This is a genomic window from Streptomyces niphimycinicus (assembly GCF_018883605.1).
GTDB classification, from domain to species: Bacteria; Actinomycetota; Actinomycetes; order Streptomycetales; family Streptomycetaceae; genus Streptomyces; species Streptomyces niphimycinicus.
Map to the genome: position 1 here is coordinate 12,988 of NZ_JAHLEM010000140.1, position 20,869 is coordinate 33,856.

At 69.9% G+C, this 20,869-nt stretch carries 16 protein-coding genes; 6 read left to right on the plus strand and 10 right to left on the minus strand.

The window, feature by feature from the left end:
- Nucleotides 1-82: 82 nt before the first annotated feature.
- The 4 genes from KN815_RS14530 to metH all read right to left on the minus strand — a co-directional run bounded on the left by KN815_RS14530 (nucleotide 83) and on the right by metH (nucleotide 8,024).
- A complete protein-coding gene (locus KN815_RS14530; RefSeq protein WP_216342360.1) occupies nucleotides 83-1,678 on the minus strand; it encodes an ABC transporter substrate-binding protein in 1,596 nt (531 codons plus the stop codon).
- A 51-nt stretch (nucleotides 1,679-1,729) separates the two neighbouring features.
- Nucleotides 1,730-3,328 carry an ABC transporter substrate-binding protein gene (locus KN815_RS14535; RefSeq protein ID WP_216342361.1) on the minus strand — a complete coding sequence of 533 codons (1,599 nt, stop codon included), beginning with the start codon at nucleotides 3,326-3,328 and terminating at the stop codon, nucleotides 1,730-1,732.
- 338 nt (nucleotides 3,329-3,666) lie between these two features.
- The gene (locus KN815_RS14540; protein ID WP_216342362.1) at nucleotides 3,667-4,368 is read right to left on the minus strand and encodes an HAD family hydrolase; all 702 of its coding nucleotides are present in this window, start codon (nucleotides 4,366-4,368) and stop codon (nucleotides 3,667-3,669) included.
- Nucleotides 4,369-4,517: 149 nt separating this feature from the next.
- Nucleotides 4,518-8,024: a methionine synthase gene (gene metH / locus KN815_RS14545; RefSeq protein WP_216342363.1), complete on the minus strand. Its 3,507-nt coding sequence runs from the start codon at nucleotides 8,022-8,024 to the stop codon at nucleotides 4,518-4,520.
- Nucleotides 8,025-8,261: 237 nt separating this feature from the next.
- Between metH and KN815_RS14550 the strand changes: the two genes are divergently transcribed.
- The 6 genes from KN815_RS14550 (at nucleotide 8,262) to KN815_RS14575 (ending at nucleotide 14,961) form a co-directional block, all read left to right on the plus strand.
- A complete protein-coding gene (locus tag KN815_RS14550) occupies nucleotides 8,262-9,026 on the plus strand; it encodes an IclR family transcriptional regulator (RefSeq protein ID WP_216342364.1) in 765 nt (254 codons plus the stop codon).
- A 297-nt stretch (nucleotides 9,027-9,323) separates the two neighbouring features.
- Nucleotides 9,324-10,118, plus strand: a complete 795-nt coding sequence (locus KN815_RS14555; RefSeq protein WP_216342365.1) for an MIP/aquaporin family protein — start codon at nucleotides 9,324-9,326, stop codon at nucleotides 10,116-10,118.
- Between the two features lie 33 nt (nucleotides 10,119-10,151).
- A complete protein-coding gene (glpK, locus tag KN815_RS14560; protein WP_216342366.1) occupies nucleotides 10,152-11,699 on the plus strand; it encodes a glycerol kinase GlpK in 1,548 nt (515 codons plus the stop codon).
- A gap of 3 nt (nucleotides 11,700-11,702) precedes the next feature.
- On the plus strand, nucleotides 11,703-13,313 hold the full coding sequence (locus KN815_RS14565) for a glycerol-3-phosphate dehydrogenase/oxidase (RefSeq protein ID WP_216342367.1): 1,611 nt from the start codon (nucleotides 11,703-11,705) through the stop codon (nucleotides 13,311-13,313).
- 346 nt (nucleotides 13,314-13,659) lie between these two features.
- The gene (locus KN815_RS14570; protein WP_216342368.1) at nucleotides 13,660-14,130 is read left to right on the plus strand and encodes a hypothetical protein; all 471 of its coding nucleotides are present in this window, start codon (nucleotides 13,660-13,662) and stop codon (nucleotides 14,128-14,130) included.
- A gap of 159 nt (nucleotides 14,131-14,289) precedes the next feature.
- Nucleotides 14,290-14,961 carry a FadR/GntR family transcriptional regulator gene (locus tag KN815_RS14575; RefSeq protein ID WP_093460521.1) on the plus strand — a complete coding sequence of 224 codons (672 nt, stop codon included), beginning with the start codon at nucleotides 14,290-14,292 and terminating at the stop codon, nucleotides 14,959-14,961.
- A gap of 22 nt (nucleotides 14,962-14,983) precedes the next feature.
- Here KN815_RS14575 and KN815_RS14580 read toward each other — a convergent pair whose 3' ends face one another.
- The 6 genes from KN815_RS14580 to KN815_RS14605 form a co-directional block, all read right to left on the minus strand.
- Entirely contained in the window at nucleotides 14,984-15,835 is an 852-nt protein-coding gene (locus tag KN815_RS14580; protein WP_216342369.1) for an amidohydrolase family protein, read from the minus strand.
- A 2-nt stretch (nucleotides 15,836-15,837) separates the two neighbouring features.
- Nucleotides 15,838-16,857 carry an aldo/keto reductase gene (locus KN815_RS14585; RefSeq protein ID WP_216342376.1) on the minus strand — a complete coding sequence of 340 codons (1,020 nt, stop codon included), beginning with the start codon at nucleotides 16,855-16,857 and terminating at the stop codon, nucleotides 15,838-15,840.
- 23 nt (nucleotides 16,858-16,880) lie between these two features.
- A complete protein-coding gene (locus tag KN815_RS14590; protein WP_216342370.1) occupies nucleotides 16,881-17,918 on the minus strand; it encodes an ABC transporter permease in 1,038 nt (345 codons plus the stop codon).
- Nucleotides 17,915-19,501: a sugar ABC transporter ATP-binding protein gene (locus tag KN815_RS14595; protein WP_216342371.1), complete on the minus strand. Its 1,587-nt coding sequence runs from the start codon at nucleotides 19,499-19,501 to the stop codon at nucleotides 17,915-17,917. The genes KN815_RS14590 and KN815_RS14595 overlap by 4 nt, the downstream gene beginning before the upstream one ends.
- Nucleotides 19,502-19,503: 2 nt before the next feature.
- Nucleotides 19,504-20,538, minus strand: a complete 1,035-nt coding sequence (locus tag KN815_RS14600) for a sugar ABC transporter substrate-binding protein (RefSeq protein WP_216342372.1) — start codon at nucleotides 20,536-20,538, stop codon at nucleotides 19,504-19,506.
- Nucleotides 20,539-20,735: 197 nt separating this feature from the next.
- On the minus strand, nucleotides 20,736-20,869 hold a 134-nt coding region (locus KN815_RS14605), incomplete at its 5' end, for an SDR family oxidoreductase (RefSeq protein ID WP_216342377.1).

Consider the following 20,869-nt stretch of genomic DNA (forward strand, 5'->3'; position numbering starts at 1 on the left):
CGTCAAGACGTACCGCTGTCAAGACGTACCGCTGTCAAGACTTCCACCGTCAAGACGTACCGCCGTAGAGACGCCGTCCCCGTCAGCCGTCGGAGGACTTGGCGATCTCCCAGAAGCGGAAGACCGTCGAGGAGTCGAGGGTCCACTGGAGCCCGGAGATGTCGTCCTGGGCCACCGCGTACTGCTTGCCCTGCCACAGCGGGAGCATCGGCACCTCGTCGGCGACGATGTCCTGGATCCGCTGGAAGTCGCCGACCGTGGCCTCACGGCTGGGCTGCTCGGCGGTGGCGGGGATGAGCTGCGCGGACAGCCGCGGCGAGGTGTAGTGGTTGGCCAGGACGTTGCCGGCGCCGAAGAACGGGGCGACGAAGTTGTCCGGGTCCGGGTAGTCGGGCACCCAGCCCTTCACATAGACGCCGTACTTCCCGCCGGCGACGCCCTTCTCGTACGTGGCGACGTCCGCGCTCTTCACATCGACGTCGAACAGCCCGCTGGCGTTGAGCTGCCGGGCGATCTGGCGCAGGCCCGGGACGGTGCCGGGGCCGTAGCGGATCGGGGTGCCCCACAGCGTCAGCTTGACCTTGCCGGAGATGCCCGCGTCCCGCAGCGCCTGCTTGGCCTTCTCGGGCTGCGGGCGGTCGCCGTACTTGTCGTAGAAGGCGGTGTTGTGGCCGGTGATCCCGGCCGGGACCACCGAGTACAGCGGTTCGGCGGTGCGCTTGTAGACGTCCCGCACCAGGGTGGAGCGGTCGATGAGGTACGCCATGGCCTTGCGCACGCCGAGCTTGCCCGCCACCGGGTCCTTCATGTTGAAGACCAGGTGCTGGACCTCGGCGCCGGTGCCCTCGACCACGTTCAGGCTCTTGCCGCCGCCGAGGCTCCGCGCCTGGAGGTCGGCGAGGTCGCGCATGGCAAGCCCGCGGTAGGCGAGGTCCACATCGCCCTTCTGCACGGCGGACTTCAGCCGCGCCTGCCCGCCGTGGAAGAACTTCAGGCTCAGCCCGGAGTTCTTCGGCCGGGCGGGCCCCTGGTAGCCGCCGTTGACGGAGAAGTCGGCCTCGTCCTTGGTGAAGGAGTCCAGCTTGTAGACGCCGGAGCCGACCGCCTTGTGGTCCGTGCGCAGCTTGTCGGCGGGGTATTCCTGGTGGTCGACGATGGACCCGGCACCGGAGGCGATCTTCTGCGGGAAGGTCGCGTCGGAGTCCTTCAGATGGAAGACGACGGTCCGCTTGTCCGGGGTGTCGACGCTCCCGATGGAGGTGAGCATCAGCGCCGGACCGTTCGCGTCATTGATCCGCTTGGTGCGCTCGAAGGAGAACTTGACGTCCTCGGAGGTGAGCGGATGGCCATTGGAGAACGTCAGGTCGTTCTTCAGCGTGCAGGAGTAGACCCGGCTGGAGTTGTCCTTGAAGGAGCACTTCTCCGCCGCCTCCGGCTGCGGTGTGGTGCTGCCCTTCGGGAAGCTCAGCAGGGACTGGAAGACGTTGTTGAACAGCAGCCAGGAGCCCGGGTCGTAGCCGGATGCCGGGTCGGTGGCGAGCACCTCGTCCGACATCCCCATGACCACGTGCTCGCCGCTGCCCGCCGCGTCCCCGTCCTCACTGCCGCATCCGGTGAGCAGGGCGGCGGCCAGTCCCGCGCCGAGGGGAGCTGCCAGCCACTGATCACGTTTTCTCAACGGTCTTCCTCACACACTCGTCGTTTCGTGCCCGACCCCCGTGGGTCCTTCTCAGTCGCCCTTGCCGAGTTCCCAGAGCTGGAGCATGGTCGAGGAGTCGAAGGCGTACTCGGCGCCGATGACGTTCTCGCGGGCGGCCACATAGGTGTTGCCCTGCCACAGCGGGAGATAGGGCACGTCGCTGGCGACGGTGTTCTGGATCGACTGGAAGTCCTTGTCGGCGAGGCTGCGCTGGGCCTCCTGCCGGGTCTTGGGGATCAGCTCGTCCTGGATGGTGCTGTTGCGGTAGGGCGAGTTGAGGAAGTTGTCCTTGGTGAGGAACGGCGCGGTGTAGCTGTCGGGGTCCGGGAAGTCGGGCAGCCAGCCCATCCCGGAGGCGGAGAACTGGCGCTTGATGAGCGCGGGGCGGAAGTCCCGCCACGGGTAGCCCTTGATCGTGACGGAGAAGAGGCCGCTCGCGTTGAGCTGCTTCTTCAGCTCCTTGAACTCCCCGGCCGTCTCCGGACCGTAGTGGTCGGTGGTGTAGGTCAGCGTCAGCTTCACCGGGGTGTTGATACCGGCGTCACGCAGCACGCTCTTGGCGACCGCGGGGTCCGGGTCGCCGTACTCGTTGTGGAACGAGTTGATATGCGAGGAGATGCTGGTGGGGATCATCGAGTAGAGCGGCTCGGCGGTCCGCTTGTACACATCGCGCACCAGCGCCTGGCGGTCCACGACATGGGCGATGGCCTGCCGGACCGCCTTGTTCTTGACCGCCGGGTTCGAGGTGTTGAAGACCAGATAGCGGATGCCCTGCCCGGAGGACTCGAAGAGCCGGACGCCCTTGACGTCGCCCTTGTTGAGCTTGTCGATCTGTTCGGGCGAGAAGCCGCGGTGGACCACGTCGATGTCGCCCTTGACCAGGGCCTTCTCCATGGTCGAGGCGGAGTCGTAGAAACGCATCTCCGCCTTGTCGGCCTTCAGGTGGACATCGCCCTTGTAGTGCGAGTTCTTGGTGAAGACGACCTTGACCAGCCGGTTGTCGCGTACCTCGGTCTTGGCGGAGTACGGGCCCGAGCCCGTCATCTCGAAGCCGTTGCGCAGCGCGTCGGGCTTGTAGACCTCGCTGTCCAGGATGGCGGCGGCCGGAGTGGTGAGCTTGGACGGGAAGGTCGCGTCCGGCTGCGAGAGGTGGATGACGATCTCGCGGTCGCTGGGGGTTTCGATCTTGTCCACGTTGGACAGCAGCGACTTGGTGCCGTTGGGGTCGTCGATGCGCAGCACGCGCTCGAGGGAGAACTTGACGTCCTTGGAGGTCAGGTCGTGGCCGTTGGAGAACTTCAGCCCGCTGCGCAGCGTGCAGCGGTACTGCTCGCTCTGCCGGTCCTGGAAGCCGCACTTCTCGGCGGCGTCGGGTATCGGCTCGGTTCCCGAGCGGGGAAGTCTCATCAGCGTCTGGAAGGCGTTGTGCAGCACGCTCCACGAGGCGAAGTCGTAGGCCAGGGCCGGATCCAGCGGAGCGGGCGCCGCCTTCGACGCTTCTATGCGGTCCGTGCTGCCCAGGACGATCGCCTTACCGTCCGAGCCCGAGCCGTCGGTACCACCGCACGCGGCGAGCGTGGAGAGCAGGAGGCCGGCCACAGCCGGCAGCACCAGCGACTTGCGCGTCATTGTCGGGAGTCTCCCTGCCATCGATCAACTACTCGCGACGAGATTAGTCCGCGGCGCCGACCATGCTCAGACACAACGAAGTTGAGGCGATATCACGCCCCGATAACGAGCGGCCATCGACCGATATCCGGACGCCGCCACGATTCGTATGGCATGCCACTAATCCGGACACATGGGTTCACCCAAATCGCACCAGACGGGACGCGCGGCAGGCAACCGCCCCACCCGCTCACCGCATGCGCAGTGATAAACATCACGTTCCCTTGTCGCCAACGGAACGCGAAAAATGCGCCCGCGCTATTCAGTTTGCAATTTACAGAAATACGCTCGGTGCGCGTTCAGTGCATTGTAGTGACCAGAGTACGCAGAAATGAAAGATCGACTTCTTCGAGCGAACCGACGACCGTACGCCCCGCGGCGGGCTCGATCGGCACCACGGACGGCACCGCGACCACCCGGCACCCGGCCGCCTCCGCGGCCCGTACGCCCGTGTCGGTGTCCTCGATGACCACGCACCGCCCCGGCTCGACGGCGAGCCCTGTCGCGGCGAACAGATACGGGTCCGGATGCGGCTTGGTCCGCTCGACCTCGTCACCCGCCACCGTCAGGGCGAAGTGCTCCGGCCCGAGCGAGCGCAGCACCCGGTCCATCACCCGCCGGTGGGAGGCGGAGACCAGGGCGGTGGGGATGGACTGCGCGGCCAGCTCGGTGAGCAGCCGGCGGGCACCGGGCAGCATCGGCACACTGCCGTCGATCAGCTCGGTGAAGCGGCTGTTGAGCAGGCCGGTGAGCTCGGCGAGGGCGATCTCGGCGCCGGTGGCCTCGATCAGGAACTGGGCGCTGCGCGACATCGGGCCGCCGACGACGACCTGGCGGTACTCCTCGGCGAGCGCGTGACCGAGCTCGGCGAAGATGGCGACCTCCGCGTCCCACCAGATGCCCTCGGTGTCGACCAGGGTGCCGTCCATGTCGAGCAGAACGGCTTGCAGGGCCGAGCCTTCGGCCGTACGGGTATCGACGGCGGGGATGCTGCTGGTCATCCAAACACCTCCGGATAAGGGGCACGAAGGCCGGTCCCCTTCCACTGGAGGGAAGGCGACCGGCCTCTACCGGATCGACCAGTCTACGTCGCGCGGCGCCGACGCGCCTCGTGAGCACCGTAAGGCGGTCACGAACGGCCGCCGGAGGACTACCGCGCGTTGAAGTACTTGGCCTCCGGGTGGTGGATCACGATGGCGTCCGTGGACTGCTCGGGATGGAGCTGGAACTCCTCCGAGAGCTTCACCCCGATCCGCTCGGGCTGGAGCAGATCGGCGATCTTGGCGCGGTCCTCCAGGTCGGGGCAGGCGCCGTAACCGAGCGAGAAGCGCGCGCCGCGGTACTTCAGCGCGAACATGTCCTCCATCTCGCTCGGGTCCTCACCGGCGAAGCCCAGCTCCGCGCGGACCCGCGCGTGCCAGTACTCGGCCAGCGCCTCCGCCAACTGGACGGACAGGCCGTGCAGCTCCAGATAGTCGCGGTAGGAGTCGGCGGCGAACAGCTCGGCGGTGGCCTCGCCGATCTTCGAGCCGACGGTCACCACCTGGAGCCCGACGACATCGGTCTCACCGGACTCCTCGGGCCGGAAGAAGTCGGCCAGGCACAGCCGGCGGCCGCGGCGCTGGCGCGGGAAGGTGAAGCGGGTCCGCTCGCTGCCGTCCTCGTTCAGCAGGACCAGGTCCTCGCCCTTGGAGACGCACGGGAAGTAGCCGTAGACGACGGCCGCCTCCAGCAGGTTCCCGGTGTGCAGCCGGTCCAGCCAGCCGCGCAGCCGGGGCCGCCCCTCGCTCTCCACCAGCTCCTCGTAGCCGGGCCCCTCGCCGGTGCGGGCCTGCTTGAGCCCCCACTGGCCCTTGAACAGCGCGCCCTCGTCCAGCCAGGAGGCGTAGTCGGCCTGCTGGATGCCCTTGACGACGCGGGTGCCCCAGAAGGGCGGCGTGGGGAGGGGGTTGTCGGTGGACACGTCCGAGCGCGCGGGACCCTCCTCCGGCTCCGGCTCCCGCACCTGGGCCGCGCGCTGGGGGACCCGGCGCTGCCGCAGCTCGGGGAGCGCCGCGCCGGGCACACCGCGCTTGACGGCGATCAGGGCGTCCATGAGGCGCAGCCCCTCGAAGGCGTCGCGGGCGTAGCGCACCTCGCCCTCGTAGATCTCGTGCAGATCCTGCTCGACATACGCACGGGTGAGGGCGGCGCCGCCGAGGATGACGGGGAACCGGGCGGCCAGCTTGCGCTGGTTGAGCTCCTCCAGGTTCTCCTTCATGATCACCGTGGACTTCACCAGCAGCCCGGACATGCCGATCACATCGGCGCGGTGCTCCTCGGCGGCCTCCAGGATCGCGGCGACCGGCTGCTTGATGCCCAGGTTGACCACGTTGTAGCCGTTGTTGGACAGGATGATGTCCACGAGGTTCTTACCGATGTCATGGACGTCGCCGCGGACGGTGGCGAGCACGATGGTGCCCTTGCCCTCGTCATCCGACTTCTCCATATGCGGCTCCAGATGCGCCACCGCCGTCTTCATGACCTCGGCGGACTGGAGCACGAACGGAAGCTGCATCTGGCCGGAGCCGAAGAGCTCGCCGACCACCTTCATGCCGTCCAGCAGCGTCTCGTTGACGATCTCGAGGGCGGGACGCTCCTGGAGCGCCTCGTCGAGGTCGGCCTCCAGGCCGTTGCGCTCACCGTCGATGATGCGCCGCTTGAGGCGCTCGTCCAGGGGCAGCGCGGCCAGCTCCTCGGCCTTGCCCGCCTTGAGGGACTTGGCGGTGGCTCCCTCGAAGAGCCCCATCAGCTTCTGGAGCGGGTCATAGCCCTCGGCGCGGCGGTCGTAGATCAGGTCCAGGGCGGTCTTGACCTGCTCCTCCTCGAACCGCGCGATCGGCAGGATCTTGGAGGCGTGCACGATCGCCGAGTCCAGGCCCGCCTTGACGCATTCGTCGAGGAAGACGGAGTTGAGCACGATCCGGGCGGCCGGGTTGAGGCCGAAGGAGATGTTCGACAGGCCCAGCGTGGTCTGGACGTCCGGATGGCGCCGCTTGAGCTCGCGGATGGCGTCGATGGTGGCGATGCCGTCCTTACGGGACTCCTCCTGACCGGTGCAGATGGTGAAGGTCAGGGTGTCGATGAGGATGTCCGACTCGAGGATGCCCCAGTTGCCGGTCAGGTCGTCGATCAGCCGCTCGGCGATCTCCACCTTCTTCTCCGGCGTACGGGCCTGGCCCTCCTCGTCGATGGTCAGCGCGATCAGGGCGGCGCCGTGCTCCTGGGCGAGCCGGGTGACCTTGGCGAACCGCGACTCGGGGCCGTCCCCGTCCTCGTAGTTGACGGAGTTGATGACCGCGCGCCCGCCGAGCTTCTCCAGCCCGGCCCGGATGACGTCGACCTCGGTGGAGTCCAGGACGATGGGGAGGGTGGAGGCGGTGGCGAACCGCCCGGCCAGTTCCTCCATGTCCGCGACGCCGTCCCGGCCGACGTAGTCCACGCACAGGTCGAGCAGATGGGCGCCCTCGCGGATCTGCTCCCGGGCGATCTCCACGCAGTCGTCCCAGCGGGCCTCCAGCATGGCCTCGCGGAACTTCTTGGAGCCGTTGGCGTTGGTGCGCTCACCGATCGCCAGATACGAGGTGTCCTGGCGGAACGGCACGGTCTGGTAGAGCGAGGCGGCGCCGGGCTCCGGGCGCGGGGAGCGCTCGGTGGGGGTCAGCTCGCGGACCCGCTCGACGACCTGACGCAGATGCTCGGGCGTGGTGCCGCAGCAGCCGCCGACCAGGGAGAGCCCGTACTCGCGGACGAAGGTCTCCTGGGCGTCGGCCAGCTCGCCGGGGGTGAGGGGGTAGTGGGCGCCGTCCTTGCCCAGCACCGGAAGGCCGGCGTTGGGCATGCAGGACAGCGGGATACGGGAGTGGCGGGCGAGATGGCGCAGATGCTCGCTCATCTCGGCGGGGCCGGTGGCGCAGTTGAGGCCGATCATGTCGATGCCGAGCGGCTCGAGGGCGGTGAGCGCCGCGCCGATCTCGGAGCCGAGCAGCATGGTGCCGGTGGTCTCGACGGTGACCGAGCAGATCAGGGGGAGATTGGCACCGGTGGCGTCCAGGGCGCGGCGGGCGCCGAGGATCGCGGCCTTGGTCTGGAGCAGGTCCTGGGTGGTCTCCACCAGCAGGGCGTCCGCGCCACCGGTGATCATGCCCTCGGCATTGGCCTGGTAGGCGTCGCGGAGGGTGCCATAGGGGGCGTGGCCGAGGGTGGGCAGCTTGGTGCCGGGGCCCATGGAGCCCAGCACCCAGCGCTGGCGTCCGTCGGCGGAGAACTCGTCGGCGACCTCACGGGCGATCCGGGCGCCGGCCTCGGACAGCTCGTGGACGCGGTCGGGGATGTCGTACTCACCGAGCGCCGCGTGGTTGGCGCCGAAGGTGTTGGTCTCGACGCAGTCCACCCCGGCGGCGTAGTACTCCGCGTGGACCGAGCGGACGATGTCCGGGCGGGTGATGTTGAGGATCTCGTTGCAGCCCTCGAGCTGCTGGAAGTCCTCGAGACTGGGGTCCTGCGCCTGGAGCATCGTCCCCATCGCGCCGTCGGCGACCACCACACGGGTGGCCAGCGCTTCGCGGAGCGCTTCGGCTCGGGCGGCGGATGTGGGCGATGGCGTATGCGAGGCCATGGATGTGCTCCCTGGAGTGCGACGGCTGTCGGCTTTGCGCCCTCCCTGGGGACGGCGCACCACGCCAGAGTAGCTGCCAGTGGTCATTTCCCGATGGTCGTTCCATCAGCCGGGATGGGGCGCGGCCGGGCGGCCCTCGGCGGGTCCTTGATCGTCGACACTTGGCCTTGCGGTACCGCGGGGTCGACATGGACCGATAGTGTTCAGCATTGTCGAACCGCAGTCAGGAGGTTGGCGATGGCCCGGAACATCCAGTCGTTGGAGCGCGCCGCCGCGATGCTACGCCTGCTCGCCGGTGGTGAGCGACGTCTGGGACTGTCCGACATCGCCTCCACTCTGGGGCTGGCCAAGGGCACCGCGCACGGCATATTGCGCACGCTCCAGCAGGAGGGGTTCGTCGAGCAGGACGAGGCGTCCGGCCGCTATCAGCTCGGCGCGGAGCTGCTGCGCCTGGGCAACAGCTATCTGGACGTGCACGAGCTGCGCGCCCGCGCCCTGGTCTGGACGGACGACCTGGCCCGCTCCAGCGGCGAGAGCGTGTACCTGGGCGTGGTGCACCAGCAGGGCGTGCTGATCGTCCACCATGTCTTCCGGCCGGACGACAGCCGTCAGGTGCTGGAGGTCGGCGCGATGCACCCGCTGCACTCCACGGCCCTGGGCAAGGTGCTCTCCGCGTACGACCCGGTCGCCCACAGCGAGGTGACCGAGGCCGACCGTAAGGCGTTCACCCCCCGCACGGTGACCGGGGAGCGGGAGTTCGAGGGCGTGCTGGACCTGATCCGGGCGCGCGGCTGGGCCTGTGATGTGGAGGAGACCTGGGAGGGCGTGGCGTCGGTCGCGGCGCCCATCCACGACCGGCGCCGGCTGCCCGTGGGCGCCGTGGGGATCACGGGCGCGGTCGAGCGGGTGTGCGACGACGGGGAGCTGCGCTCGGAGCTCGTGGCCGCCGTAAGGGACTGCGCCCGCGCCGTCTCCCGGGACCTGGGCGCGCTGCGTTTCTGAATCGTGGCGGCCCGTTTCTGAATCGTGGCGACCCGCGCGGATCTGCCCCCATATCCCGGCATGACCTGCTTCATCACGGTTTCACATACGCGCGATTTTTCCTTCACACGGCCCTTGACGGGGTCTTCGCCGTGAAGAAAACTGCCGTTCATCGGTCGGCATTGTCGAACACCTGACGACAATATTCGCTATGGTGGACTCGCCGCGGGCCGACCAACGCCCTCCCACGAGGGCGCGGACCACCGGAGAGAACCCGGGGGTTCGCCTTCCCCTGGACGAAGGACAAAGGAGTCGCGGGTGTCCAGCTCCGACATCTTCATCGGCGAGACCATCGGTACCGCCGTACTCATTCTGCTCGGCTGCGGTGTCGTCGCCGGCGTGATCTTGAAGCGATCCAAGGCGTTCGAGGCCGGGTGGGTCGCCATCACCCTCGGGTGGGGCTTCGCCGTGCTCACCGGCGCGTATATCTCGGCGCCTCTCTCGGGGGCCCATCTCAACCCGGCGGTGACGCTCGGCCTCGCCATCAAGGGCGGCATCGAGTGGAGCGATGTGCCCATCTACTTCCTCGGGCAGATGCTCGGCGCGGTGATCGGCGCGGCGCTGGTGTGGCTCGCCTACCTCGGCCACTTCCACGCCCATCTCACCGACCGCGAGATCGTCGGCGGCCCCGGCGCCCAGGACACGGTGGCGGCGGACAAGCAGCAGGCCACCGACGCCGGCCCGGTGCTGGGCGTCTTCTCCACCGGCCCCGAGATCCGGAACGTCGCCCAGAACCTGGCCACCGAGATCATCGCGACGACCGTGCTGGTGCTCGCCATCCTCACCCAGGGGCTCAACGGCGACGGCAAGGGCCTGGGCGTCATCGGCGTCATGATCACCGCCTTCGTGGTGGTCGGCATCGGCCTCTCGCTCGGCGGCCCGACCGGTTACGCCATCAACCCGGCGCGTGACCTCGGCCCCCGTATCGCCCACGCCCTCCTGCCGCTGCCCAACAAGGGCGGCTCGGACTGGGGCTATGCCTGGATCCCGGTCGTCGGCCCGCTCATCGGCGGCGCCATCGCCGGCGGGATCTACGAGATCGCCTTCGCCTAGCCCACCCCACGACCCGCAGGAGAGCAGCAGATCATGACCGACACCCACACCACGAGCGCCTCGTCCCACGGCCAGGGTCCGTTCATCGCGGCCATCGACCAGGGCACCACCTCCAGCCGCTGCATCGTCTTCGACCGCGACGGCCGCATCGTCTCGGTGGACCAGAAGGAACACGAGCAGATCTTCCCCAAGCCCGGCTGGGTGGAGCACAACGCCACCGAGATCTGGGAGAACGTCAAGGAGGTCGTCGCCGGCGCCATCAGCAAGGCCGGCATCACCGCCATCGACGTCAAGGCGATCGGCATCACCAACCAGCGCGAGACCACCCTGCTGTGGGACCGCAACACCGGTGAGCCGGTGCACAACGCCATCGTCTGGCAGGACACCCGCACCGACACCCTCTGCCGCGAGCTCGGCCGCAACGTCGGCCAGGACCGCTTCCGGCGCGAGACCGGCCTCCCGCTGGCCTCCTACTTCGCCGGTCCCAAGATCCGCTGGCTGCTCGACAACGTCGAGGGGCTGCGCGAGCGGGCCGAGGCGGGCGACATCCTCTTCGGCACCATGGACTCCTGGGTCATCTGGAACCTGACCGGCGGCGTCAACGGCGGCGTGCATGTCACCGACGTCACCAACGCCTCGCGCACCCTCCTGATGAACCTGCACACCCTCGACTGGGACGAGAAGATCCTCACCTCGATGGACATCCCGGCCGCCGTGCTGCCGCGGATACGCTCCTCCGCCGAGGTCTACGGCCACACGGCCGAGGGCATCCTGGCGGGCGTGCCGGTCGCCTCGGCGCTCGGCGACCAGCAGGCGGCCCTGTTCGGCCAGACCTGCTACGCCGAGGGCGAGGCCAAGTCGACCTACGGCACCGGCACCTTCCTGCTGATGAACACCGGCGAGAAGCCCGTCAACTCCTACAACGGGCTGCTGACCACCGTCGGCTACCGGATCGGCGAGGAGAAGCCGGTCTACGCCCTGGAGGGATCCATCGCGGTCACCGGTTCGCTGGTGCAGTGGATGCGGGACCAGATGGGCCTGATCAACAGCGCCGCCGAGATCGAGACCCTCGCCAGCTCCGTCGAGGACAACGGCGGCGCGTACTTCGTGCCCGCCTTCTCCGGCCTGTTCGCCCCGTACTGGCGGGACGACGCGCGCGGTGTGATCGCGGGCCTGACCCGCTATGTCACCAAGGCGCATATCGCGCGCGCCGTGCTCGAGGCCACCGCCTGGCAGACCCGCGAGATCGTCGACGCGATGACCAAGGACTCCGGGGTGGAGCTGACCGCGCTCAAGGTCGACGGCGGCATGACCTCCAACAACCTTCTGATGCAGACCCTCTCGGACGCCCTGGACGCACCCGTGGTGCGCCCGATGGTCGCCGAGACCACCTGCCTCGGCGCGGCCTACGCCGCCGGTCTGGCCGTCGGCTTCTGGCCGGACACCGACGCCCTGCGCGCCAACTGGCGCCGGGCGGCCGAATGGACCCCCCGAATGGACGCGGACGTCCGCGACCGCGAGTACAAGAACTGGCTCAAGGCCGTGCAGCGGACCATGGGCTGGATCGAAGACGAGGAGTAATCAATGACCACCCTGCGCTGCGTTCCGTCCCTCGGAACGCACCCGGCTGCCGGTTCGAACCCGAGCCGAGCCGAAACCCGGGAACAGCTTTCCAAGGCGACGTACGACCTCCTGGTGATCGGCGGCGGCATTCTGGGCATCACCACTGCCTGGCACGCCGCCCAGTCCGGGCTGCGGGTGGCGATGGTGGATGCCGGTGACTTCGCCGGCGCCACCTCCTCCGCCTCCTCCAAGCTGCTCCACGGCGGCCTGCGCTATCTCCAGACCGGCGCGGTCAAGCTGGTCGCCGAGAACCACTTCGAGCGGCGCGCGGTCTCCCGTACCGTCGCCCCGCACCTGGCCAACCCGCTCACCTTCTATCTGCCGGTCTACAAGGGCGGCCCGCACGGCGCGGCCAAGCTGGGCGCGGGTGTCTTCGCCTACTCGGCGCTCTCCGCGTTCCGGGACGGCGTGGGCCATGTGATCGGCGCCGAGCGGGCCGCGCGCGACGTCCCCGAGCTGCGCACCGAGAACCTCAAGGCGGTCGCGGTCTACGGCGACGGCCAGATGAACGACAGCCGGATGGCCCTGATGACGGTCCGGGCGGCCGTGGAGGCGGGCGCCACCGTCCTCAACCACGCCGAGGTCATCGGCCTGCGCAAGAGCGACGGCCGGGTCACCGGCGCCGAGCTCAAGGACCGCGCCGACGGCACCGAGTTCGGGGTCAGCGCCCGTCTGGTGCTCAATGCCACCGGCCCCTGGGTGGACCATCTGCGCCGGATGGAGGACCCGAACGCGGCGCCGTCGATCCGGCTGTCCAAGGGCGCGCATCTGGTCCTCAAGCGCACCTCCCCCTGGCGGGCGGCGCTGGCCACCCCGATCGACAAGTACCGCATCACCTTCGCCCTCCCCTGGGAGGACATGCTGCTGCTGGGCACCACGGACGAGGCGTTCGAGGGCGACCCGGCCGATGTCGCGGTCAACGACAAGGACATCGCCCAGATCCTGGACGAGGCGGCCTTCTCCATCCGCGACCAGCAGCTCTCCCGCGACCTGATCACCTACTCCTTCGCGGGGCTGCGGGTGCTGCCCGGCGGCCCCGGCGACACCGCCAAGGCCAAGCGCGAGACCGTGGTCACCGAGGGCAGGGGCGGGATGCTCTCCATAGCCGGCGGCAAGTGGACCACCTTCCGCCACATCGGCCGCACCGTGATGCAGAAGCTGGCCGAGCTGCCGGGCCGCCCGCTCGCCGACGACATGGAGCCGGTCAAGCTGCTGCCCAAGCACATGCCGCTGCCGGGCCTGGCCAATCCGCACGCCGTCGAGCACCGGCTGCTGGTGGACGGCGGCACCCCCGGCCCGCGGATGGCCGCCGACACCGCCCGTCACCTGGCGACCCACTACGGCTCGCTCTCCTTCGACATCGCCCGGCTGGCCAGCGGCGACCCGGCGCTCGCGGAGCGCGTCCACCCGGACGCCCCGGAGATCTGGGCGCAGGTCGTCTACGCCCGGGACTACGAGTGGGCGCGCACGGCCGACGACGTACTGCGCCGCCGCACCACCCTGACCATCCGCGGCCTGGACTCCGAGGAGATCCGGAACCGGGTCGAGGATCTGCTGGCCAAGCGACCCTGACCCCCGCGGGGCCGCCTTCCCGACTCCGGGCGGCCGGGTGGGAGGAGACGTCTTCCCACCCGGCCGCCCGGACTCGGTTCGGGCCCGGGCCGGATCGCCCCGGTGGTGCCGCGCCGGGGGCGCCGAGCATGCCGCGGAGCTGACCTGAGGCTTCCCCAAGTTCCGCCGTCCGTACGGCAGTTGGCGGTGATCTCGGAGGGCGTCCGCAGACTTACTCGCGCGTTAAAAATCTGCTCAATCGCTCTTGCCTTCTTCGGCGGTGCGCGCATCAATGACATCGCCCGTGGACGACGGGCGGAACCCCCCACACACATCAGCGCACTCCCCCACTCCGGAAGGCAGTCCCATGAGACGTTTCAAGCTCGGGATCAGCACGGCAATGGGAACAGCAGCACTGGCAGCCGGCGCGCTGGCGCTGGCGCCGACCGCCTCCGCGGTCACCCCCACGACCGCGACCCTGACCGCCGACTGCGGGACCTACGGGTCGGGTCTGGCCACCCTCAAGGCCACGCAGAGCGGGACGGCAGCGACCATCACCCTGTCCTCGGGAGCGATCAAGGCTCCGATCGACGTTCCGGCGGGCGCGGTGAGTTCGACGCTGACGCTGTCGAAGAGCGGCGGCGGAACCAAGACGTTCACCGGCAACGCCAACCCGGCCATCCCGACCGGCTCCGATGTGACCACCGGCCCGCTCAAGGGCACGGTGGCCGCGGGCGACGTCCTGGCGGCCAAGTCGCTCAAGCTGGTCATCTTCGGCCTGATCACGGTGAACTGCACCGCCACCTCGCCCCAGAGCCCGGGGCCGTTCACCTTCTGAGCCATCCGATGAACCGGCTCTGAGCCCGTCTTCGGGCCCTCCCGGCAGAGGGTCCCGGCGGACCGGCGGCGTCCCCGGCAGACGCCGCCGGTTTCGCGCACGCCATAAGTCATAATGGACCCCTGATACATCGGATGTTTTGCTCCGGGGAGGTCCACCATGGCGGTCACCGACGAGGCGATCGAGAAAATCAAGGGCATGATCGTCTCGGGTGCGCTGCGCCCCGGTGACCGGCTCCCCAAGGAGAGTGAGCTGGCCGCCGATCTCGGGCTGTCCCGCAACTCGCTGCGCGAGGCCGTGCGGGCCCTGTCGCTGATCCGGATCCTCGACGTACGACAGGGCGACGGCACCTATGTGACCAGCCTCGACCCCCAGTTGCTGCTGGAGGCGCTGAGCTTCGTCGTGGACTTCCACCGCGATGACACCGTACTGGAGTTCCTGGCGGTACGGCGGATCCTGGAGCCCGCGGCCACGGCGCTGGCCTCCACCCGGATCAGCGAGGCCGAGCTGGACCGGCTCCAGGCGCAGCTCGACGCGCTCGGGCAGGAGCCCTCGGTGGAGGAACTGGTCGCCTGCGACCTGGAATTCCACCGCGGCATCGTCCAGTGCTCGGGCAACTCGGTGCTCTGCTCACTGCTCGACGGGCTCTCCGGGCCCACCACCCGGGCCCGGGTGTGGCGCGGTCTGACCCAGGAGGACGCGGTCAGCCGCACCCTCCATGAGCACCGGGCGATCCTCTCCGCGCTGCGGGACCGCGACGCGGAGGCGGCGCGGTCCTGGGCGACGGTGCATATCGCGAGCGTGGAGCAGTGGCTGCGCTCCACGCTGTGAGCCCCGGCGGGCGGCGCGCGCCTTACGGCCGGAGGCCGTAGGCGCGGGCCGCGGTGCCGCCGAAGACGGCGGCGCGCTCGTCCTCGCCGAGCGGGAGGGTGGCCCGCTCCGCGAGGGCCACCACCTCGTCGTAGGTCGCGGCCAGGACGCACACCGGCCAGTCGGAGCCGAACAGCACCCGGCCGGGCCCGAAGGCGTCCAGGACGTGCTGCGCGTACGGCAGCACCTGCTCGGGCTTCCAGTCGTCCCAGTCGGCCTCGGTGACCAGACCGGACAGCTTGCAGTCGACGTTGGGCAGGGCCGCGAGCGAGGTGAGCTGCCGGGCCCAGAGGTCGCGCTCGCCGCCGGCCACGGGCGGTTTGGCGGCGTGGTCGAGGACGAAGCGCACCTGCGGCAGCTCACGGACGGCGTCGATGGCCGCGGGCAGCTCGCGCGGGGTGACCAGCAGGTCGTAGACCAGCCCCGCGGCGGCCACGGCGGCCAGCCCCCGGCGGGCGTCGTCGCGGTCCAGCCAGCACGGATCCGGCTCGTCCTGCACTTGGTGGCGCAGGCCCACCAGCCGGTCGCCGCCGGGTCCGGCGGCCAGCTCCGCGAGCACCTCGCCCACCCCGGGGTCGGTGAGGTCGGCCCAGCCGACGACGCCCGCGATCCGGTCCGACCCGCCGGCCAGGGCCAGGAGTTCGCGGGTCTCCTCGACGGAGGAGCTGGACTGGACGACGACGGTGGCGTCGATCCCATGGGCGTCCAGATGCGGGGCGAGGTCGTCCGGGGTGAAGGTGCGGCGGATGGGCTCCGCCCACGGGCCGTCCATCCAGGGCTGCTCGCGGCGGGTCAGGTCCCACAGATGGTGGTGGGCGTCGATACGGCGAGGCAAGGTCACTCCTGGGGGTTCGGGACCGGCAGCGGGATGTCCTGGTCGAGCAGCCCGCGCGCCACCAGAGCCTGCCACAGCTCATCGGGGATGTCGTGGGTGAACAGCTCGGCGTTGTCCCGGACTTCGGCCGGAGTGGCGCAGCCGACCACCGCCGCGGCCACCGCGGGATGGCCGAAGGGGAAGCGCAGCGCGGCGGCGCGCAGCGGCACCTCGTACTCGGCGCACACCTCGGCCAGCCGCCGGGCCCGCGCCAGGAGTTCGGGCGGCGCCTGCTGGTAGTCGTAGCGGGCCCCGGGGGCGGGGTCGGCGAGCAGCCCGGAGTTGTAGACCCCGCCGACCACCACGGAGGTGCCGCGCCGCTCGCACACCGGCAGCAGATCGTCGTGGGCGGTGCGGTCCAGCAGCGTCCAGCGCCCGGCGCACAGCACGACGTCCACATCGAAGTCGGCGACGAACCGGGCGAGGAGGCCGCTGTGGTTCATGCCGAAGCCGATGGCCCGGACGAGCTTCTCCTGCTTCAGCTCGGCCAGCGCCGCGAAGCCCGTCTCATAGACCTCACGGATGTGGTCTTCCGGATCGTGGACGTAGACGATGTCCAGGGCGTCGACCCCGAGCCGCTCCAGGGAGGATTCGAGGGTGGCGCGGATGCCGTCCCGGCTGAAGTCCCACGTCCGGACCCGGTCGGGGGTGTCGGCGAACCCGTCCGCCTGGACGGGCTCCCTGGGGGCGCGCGGCCGCAGCCGCCGCCCCACCTTGGTGGAGAGGGTGTACGTGGTGCGCTCGCGCCCGGCCAGCACCCGCCCCAGCCGCTCCTCGGAGAGACCGACGCCGTAGTGCGGCGCGGTGTCCATATAGGTGAGGCCGGTGTCGAACGCCGCCCTTACGGTGTCCCGCGCGCGCTCCTCCGGCATCGCCTCGTAGAGATTGCCCAGCGGCGCGCAGCCAAGGCCCAGGGGTGGTACGCGCACCCCCGAGCGCCCCAGTTCGCGCGGGCCGCTCGGGACCCGTCCTCCGTCGCCCATCATGGCTTCCTCCCGACCGGCTCTCAGTCCTGCTTCTCGCCGCTGGCGTAGCGGGAGATGATCAGCGCGACGATGATGATCGAGCCGTTGATGAACTGGTTCCACAGGGGCGGTACCCCGCCCAGGGTCATCACATTGACGACCAGTTGCAGCGTCAGCACGCCCGTGAGCGCGCCGAAGAGCGTGCCGCGGCCGCCCTTGAGGCTGATTCCGCCGATGACCGCGGCGGCGAACACCTGGAAGATCCAGCCGTTGCCCTGGGTCGCGGCGACCGAGCCGTAGTGGCCGGTGTAGAGGATGCCCGCGAAGGCGGCGAGGAGTCCGCCGACGCTCAGCACGATCCAGGTGATCCGGTCCACCCGGATGCCCGCCGCCCGCGCGGCCTCGGGGTTGCCGCCGATCGCGTACAGCGCGCGCCCGTGCCGCAGATAGCCCAGCGCCAGGCCGCCGAGGGCGTACAGCCCCAGGCAGATCCATACGGCGGCGGGGATGCCCAGCCAGTCGGCCTTGCCGAGGTAGCGGAAGGATTCGGGGACGTTGACGATCGACTGGCCCTCGGCGACGCCGACCTGGAGTCCGCGCAGCATGGTGAGCATGCCCAGGGTCGCGATGAAGCCGTTGACGCGCAGCTTGAGCATCAGGAAGCCGTTGGCCGCGCCGATCAGCGCCCCGACCGCCAGGCACAGCGGTATGGCGGTCCACACCGGCAGCAGCCCCAGGCCCTCGAACCGCGCCCCGTGATCGGGCAGGACGAGCCACAGGGCGATCACCGGCGCCACGGCGATGGTGGACTCCAGGGAGAGGTCCATCCGCCCGCTGATCAGGATCAGCGCCTCGCCCAGCACCAGCAGCCCCAGCTCGGTGGACTGCTGGACGACGCCGATCAGGTTGTCCTCGGTGAGGAAGGCGGGCGAGACGATGAAGCCGATGACCCCGAGGACGAAGATCACGGGGACCAGTGACAGATCGCGCCAGCGCGCGATGTCGATCCGCGGCCGGCCCCTCCCCGCCGGGCCGTCGGCCACCGCCTCGGCGGTCCGCCGGCGTGCGGTATCGGTCATGGCTGCCTTCCTTCTGTGCGGTCTTCGGTGTCCCCCGCCGTGCCGTTGGTGCCCGGCTCCGTCATGCCCTCCATGGCGGCGACGAGCTGACGGTCGCTCCAGCCGCTGTCGAACTCCGCGACCACCCGCCCGTGGAAGAAGGCCAGGATCCGGTCGCAGACCCGCAGATCGTCCAGTTCGTCGGAGACGATGACCGCGCCGCTGCCGGCCGCGGCGACGTCCCGTACGACACCGAGCAGCGCGTCCTTGGACTTCACGTCCACCCCGGCGGTCGGGCGGATGGCGACCAGGAGGCTGGGTTCACGGGCCAGCGCCCGCGCGATGACGACCTTCTGCTGATTTCCGCCGGACAAACCCGAAACGGGCTGCGAGGGGCCCGAGGTCTTGATGTCCAGGGAGGTGATCATCCGCTGGGCGAAGGCGCGGGTCCGGGAGGGCAGCACCGTGCCGTAGGGCCCGAGTTGGTCGGTGACGGTCAAGGTGGCGTTCTCGGCGACGCTGCGGCCCAGGACCAGGCCCTGGTCGTGCCGGTCCTCCGGGACGTAGCCGATGCCCGCGTCGATGGCGTGCGGCACGCTCCCGGGGCGCACCGGGCGGCCGCGCACCGAGAGCTGCCCGCCGGCCGGTTTGCGCAGGCCCACCAGGGTCTCGCCGACCGCCGTGTTGCCGCTGGCCGTGGCCCCGGCCAGGCCGAGCACCTCGCCGGGGCGCACCACCAGGTCCAGCGGGTCGAACTCGCCCTCCAGGGTGAGCCCTTCGGTGCGCAGCACCGGTTCCCCGCCCGGGTCGGCCGCCTTACGGGCGACGGGGGCGCGGACGGCCGCCCGGGAGTCGCCCCCCGGCGCCGTGCCGTCGTCCCCGGTCATCGCCGCCACCAGCTCCTCCTTGGGGAGGTCGGCGACCGGGGCGGTGAGCACATGCCGGGCGTCGCGGAAGACGGTCACGGTGTCGCAGAGTTCGTAGACCTCCTGAAGATGGTGCGAGATGAACAGGAAGGCGACCCCTTGCCGGCGCAGCTCGAGCAGCTTGGCGAAGAGCCGGTCGATACCGCCCGCGTCGAGCTGGGCGGTGGGCTCGTCGAGGATGATCAGCCGGGCGCCGAAGGAGAGGGCGCGGGCGATCTCCACGAACTGCCGCTGCTCGACGCTGAGGTCCTTCGCCCGCGTCTGCGGATCCACCTCCACGCCGTACTCGGCCAGCAGCGCGCGGGCGTCCGCGCGCAGGGCGCGCCAGCGGATGTGGCGCGCCCCCGGGAAGCGGTTGAGGTAGAGGTTCTCGGCGACCGTCAGATCCGGGACCACCATCGACTTCTGGTAGACGCAGGCCACCCTGCGCTGCCAGGCGGCGGTGTCGCCGTAGCCGGGGGCGGGCTCGTCCCCGAAGGTCACCTCGCCCTCGTCCGGGCGCTCCATCCCGGTCAGGACGGACACCAGCGTGGATTTGCCGGCCCCGTTGCGCCCGACGAGGGCGTGGGCCTCCCCGGGCCGGACGGCCAGCCGGGCCTGGTCCAGGGCGACGGTGGGACCGAACCGTTTGACGATGCCCTGGGCCCGCACCACGGCGGGCTGCTCGACCGTGCCCATGGTCACTTCTTCTCGAGCTGGTTGGCCCACAGCTTCTTGTCGTCGACGTTCTCCTTGGTGACCAGCGGCGCCGGAAGCTGGTCCTCCAGACCGTTCGCGATCTTGACGATGTTGGAGCCGTGATCGGTGGGACCGGGTTTGAACGTCTTGCCGTCCAGAGCGGCCTTCGCGTAGTTCAGGGCCCACTTGGCGTAGAGGTCGGCGGGCTGGGAGAGCGTGGCGTCGATCTTCCCCGAGCGGATCGCGTCCAGCTCCTCGGGTATCCCGTCGTTGGAGATGATCGTGATGTGCTTGTCCGAACCGGCCGGCTTCAGCAGCCCCTTCTGCTCCAGCAGCGCGAGCGTGGGCTGGAGGAAGACGCCGCCCGCCTGCATATAGATGCCACTGATGTCCTTGTGCTGGGCCAGCAGGCTCTGGAGCTTGGCGGAGGCCACATCGCCCTTCCAGTCGGTGGGCAGCTCATGCACCTTGATGCCGGGGTACTTCTTCTTCATGCAGGAGGCGAACGCCTGTGAGCGGTCCCGGCCGTTGATGGAGCTGAGATCGCCCTGGAGCTCGGCGACCCGGCCCTTGCCGCCCAGCTTCTCGCCGAGGTACTCGCACGCCTTGGTGCCGTACGCCCGGTTGTCGGCCCGCACCACCATGTAGATCTTGCCGGAGTCGGGCCGGGTGTCCACGCTCACCACGGGGATCTTCTTCTCCTCCAACTGTTCCAGGGTGGAGGAGATGGCGCCGGTGTCCTGGGGGGCCATGACGATCGCCTTGGCGCCCTGGTCGGTGAACGCCTGGACGTTGGCGACCAGCTTGGAGATGTCGTTCTGCGAGTTGGACAGCGGCAGCGCGGAGACGGTGCCCTTGTCGACACCCTTCTCCAGGTACTGCTGGTAGGAGTTCCAGAAGTCGGTGTCCGTCCGCGGCATGTCGATGCCGACCTTGCCGCCGCCGGCGCCATTGCTCTCGCGGTTGCAGCCGGTGAGCGCTGCGACGGCCAGCAGCACGGCGCAGGCGGCGGTGCCGGTGGTGCGGAGTCTCGTCATCGAGTCCCGTCCTTGGTCGTTCTCGTCGTTCTGGGTCGAGTGGTGCGGGTGGTGCTGGTCTCGGGCGTAGCGTCGGGCGAAGCCGTTGTCCAGAGGTGCGGCGTTGTCCGGGTGGAGGCGGTGCCTCAGGGGGAAGCGGTGTCTCGGGAGGAGGCGGGGCCTCAGGAGGAGGCGGGGCCTCAGGAGGAGGCGGGGCCTCAGGAGGAGGCGGGGCGCAGCCGCAGGCCCTGCATCCCTCCGTCGACCGCCAGCGCGGTGCCGGTGACGGCCGCGGCGGCGGGGCTGGCGAGATAGGCGACGGCGGCGGCCACCTCGTCGGCGGAGACCAGCC

Bases quoted from the DNA above. Each gene is read 5' to 3' on its own strand.
- KN815_RS14535 (WP_216342361.1), bottom strand. From the start codon at position 3,328: ATGACGCGCAAGTCGCTGGTGCTGCCGGCTGTGGCCGGCCTCCTGCTC.
- KN815_RS14540 (WP_216342362.1), bottom strand. From the start codon at position 4,368: ATGACCAGCAGCATCCCCGCCGTCGATACCCGTACGGCCGAAGGCTCG.
- metH (WP_216342363.1), bottom strand. From the start codon at position 8,024: ATGGCCTCGCATACGCCATCGCCCACATCCGCCGCCCGAGCCGAAGCG.
- KN815_RS14550 (WP_216342364.1), top strand. From the start codon at position 8,262: ATGGCCCGGAACATCCAGTCGTTGGAGCGCGCCGCCGCGATGCTACGC.
- glpK (WP_216342366.1), top strand. From the start codon at position 10,152: ATGACCGACACCCACACCACGAGCGCCTCGTCCCACGGCCAGGGTCCG.
- KN815_RS14565 (WP_216342367.1), top strand. From the start codon at position 11,703: ATGACCACCCTGCGCTGCGTTCCGTCCCTCGGAACGCACCCGGCTGCC.
- KN815_RS14570 (WP_216342368.1), top strand. From the start codon at position 13,660: ATGAGACGTTTCAAGCTCGGGATCAGCACGGCAATGGGAACAGCAGCA.
- KN815_RS14575 (WP_093460521.1), top strand. From the start codon at position 14,290: ATGGCGGTCACCGACGAGGCGATCGAGAAAATCAAGGGCATGATCGTC.
- KN815_RS14585 (WP_216342376.1), bottom strand. From the start codon at position 16,857: ATGGGCGACGGAGGACGGGTCCCGAGCGGCCCGCGCGAACTGGGGCGC.
- KN815_RS14590 (WP_216342370.1), bottom strand. From the start codon at position 17,918: ATGACCGATACCGCACGCCGGCGGACCGCCGAGGCGGTGGCCGACGGC.
- KN815_RS14595 (WP_216342371.1), bottom strand. From the start codon at position 19,501: ATGGGCACGGTCGAGCAGCCCGCCGTGGTGCGGGCCCAGGGCATCGTC.
- KN815_RS14600 (WP_216342372.1), bottom strand. From the start codon at position 20,538: ATGACGAGACTCCGCACCACCGGCACCGCCGCCTGCGCCGTGCTGCTG.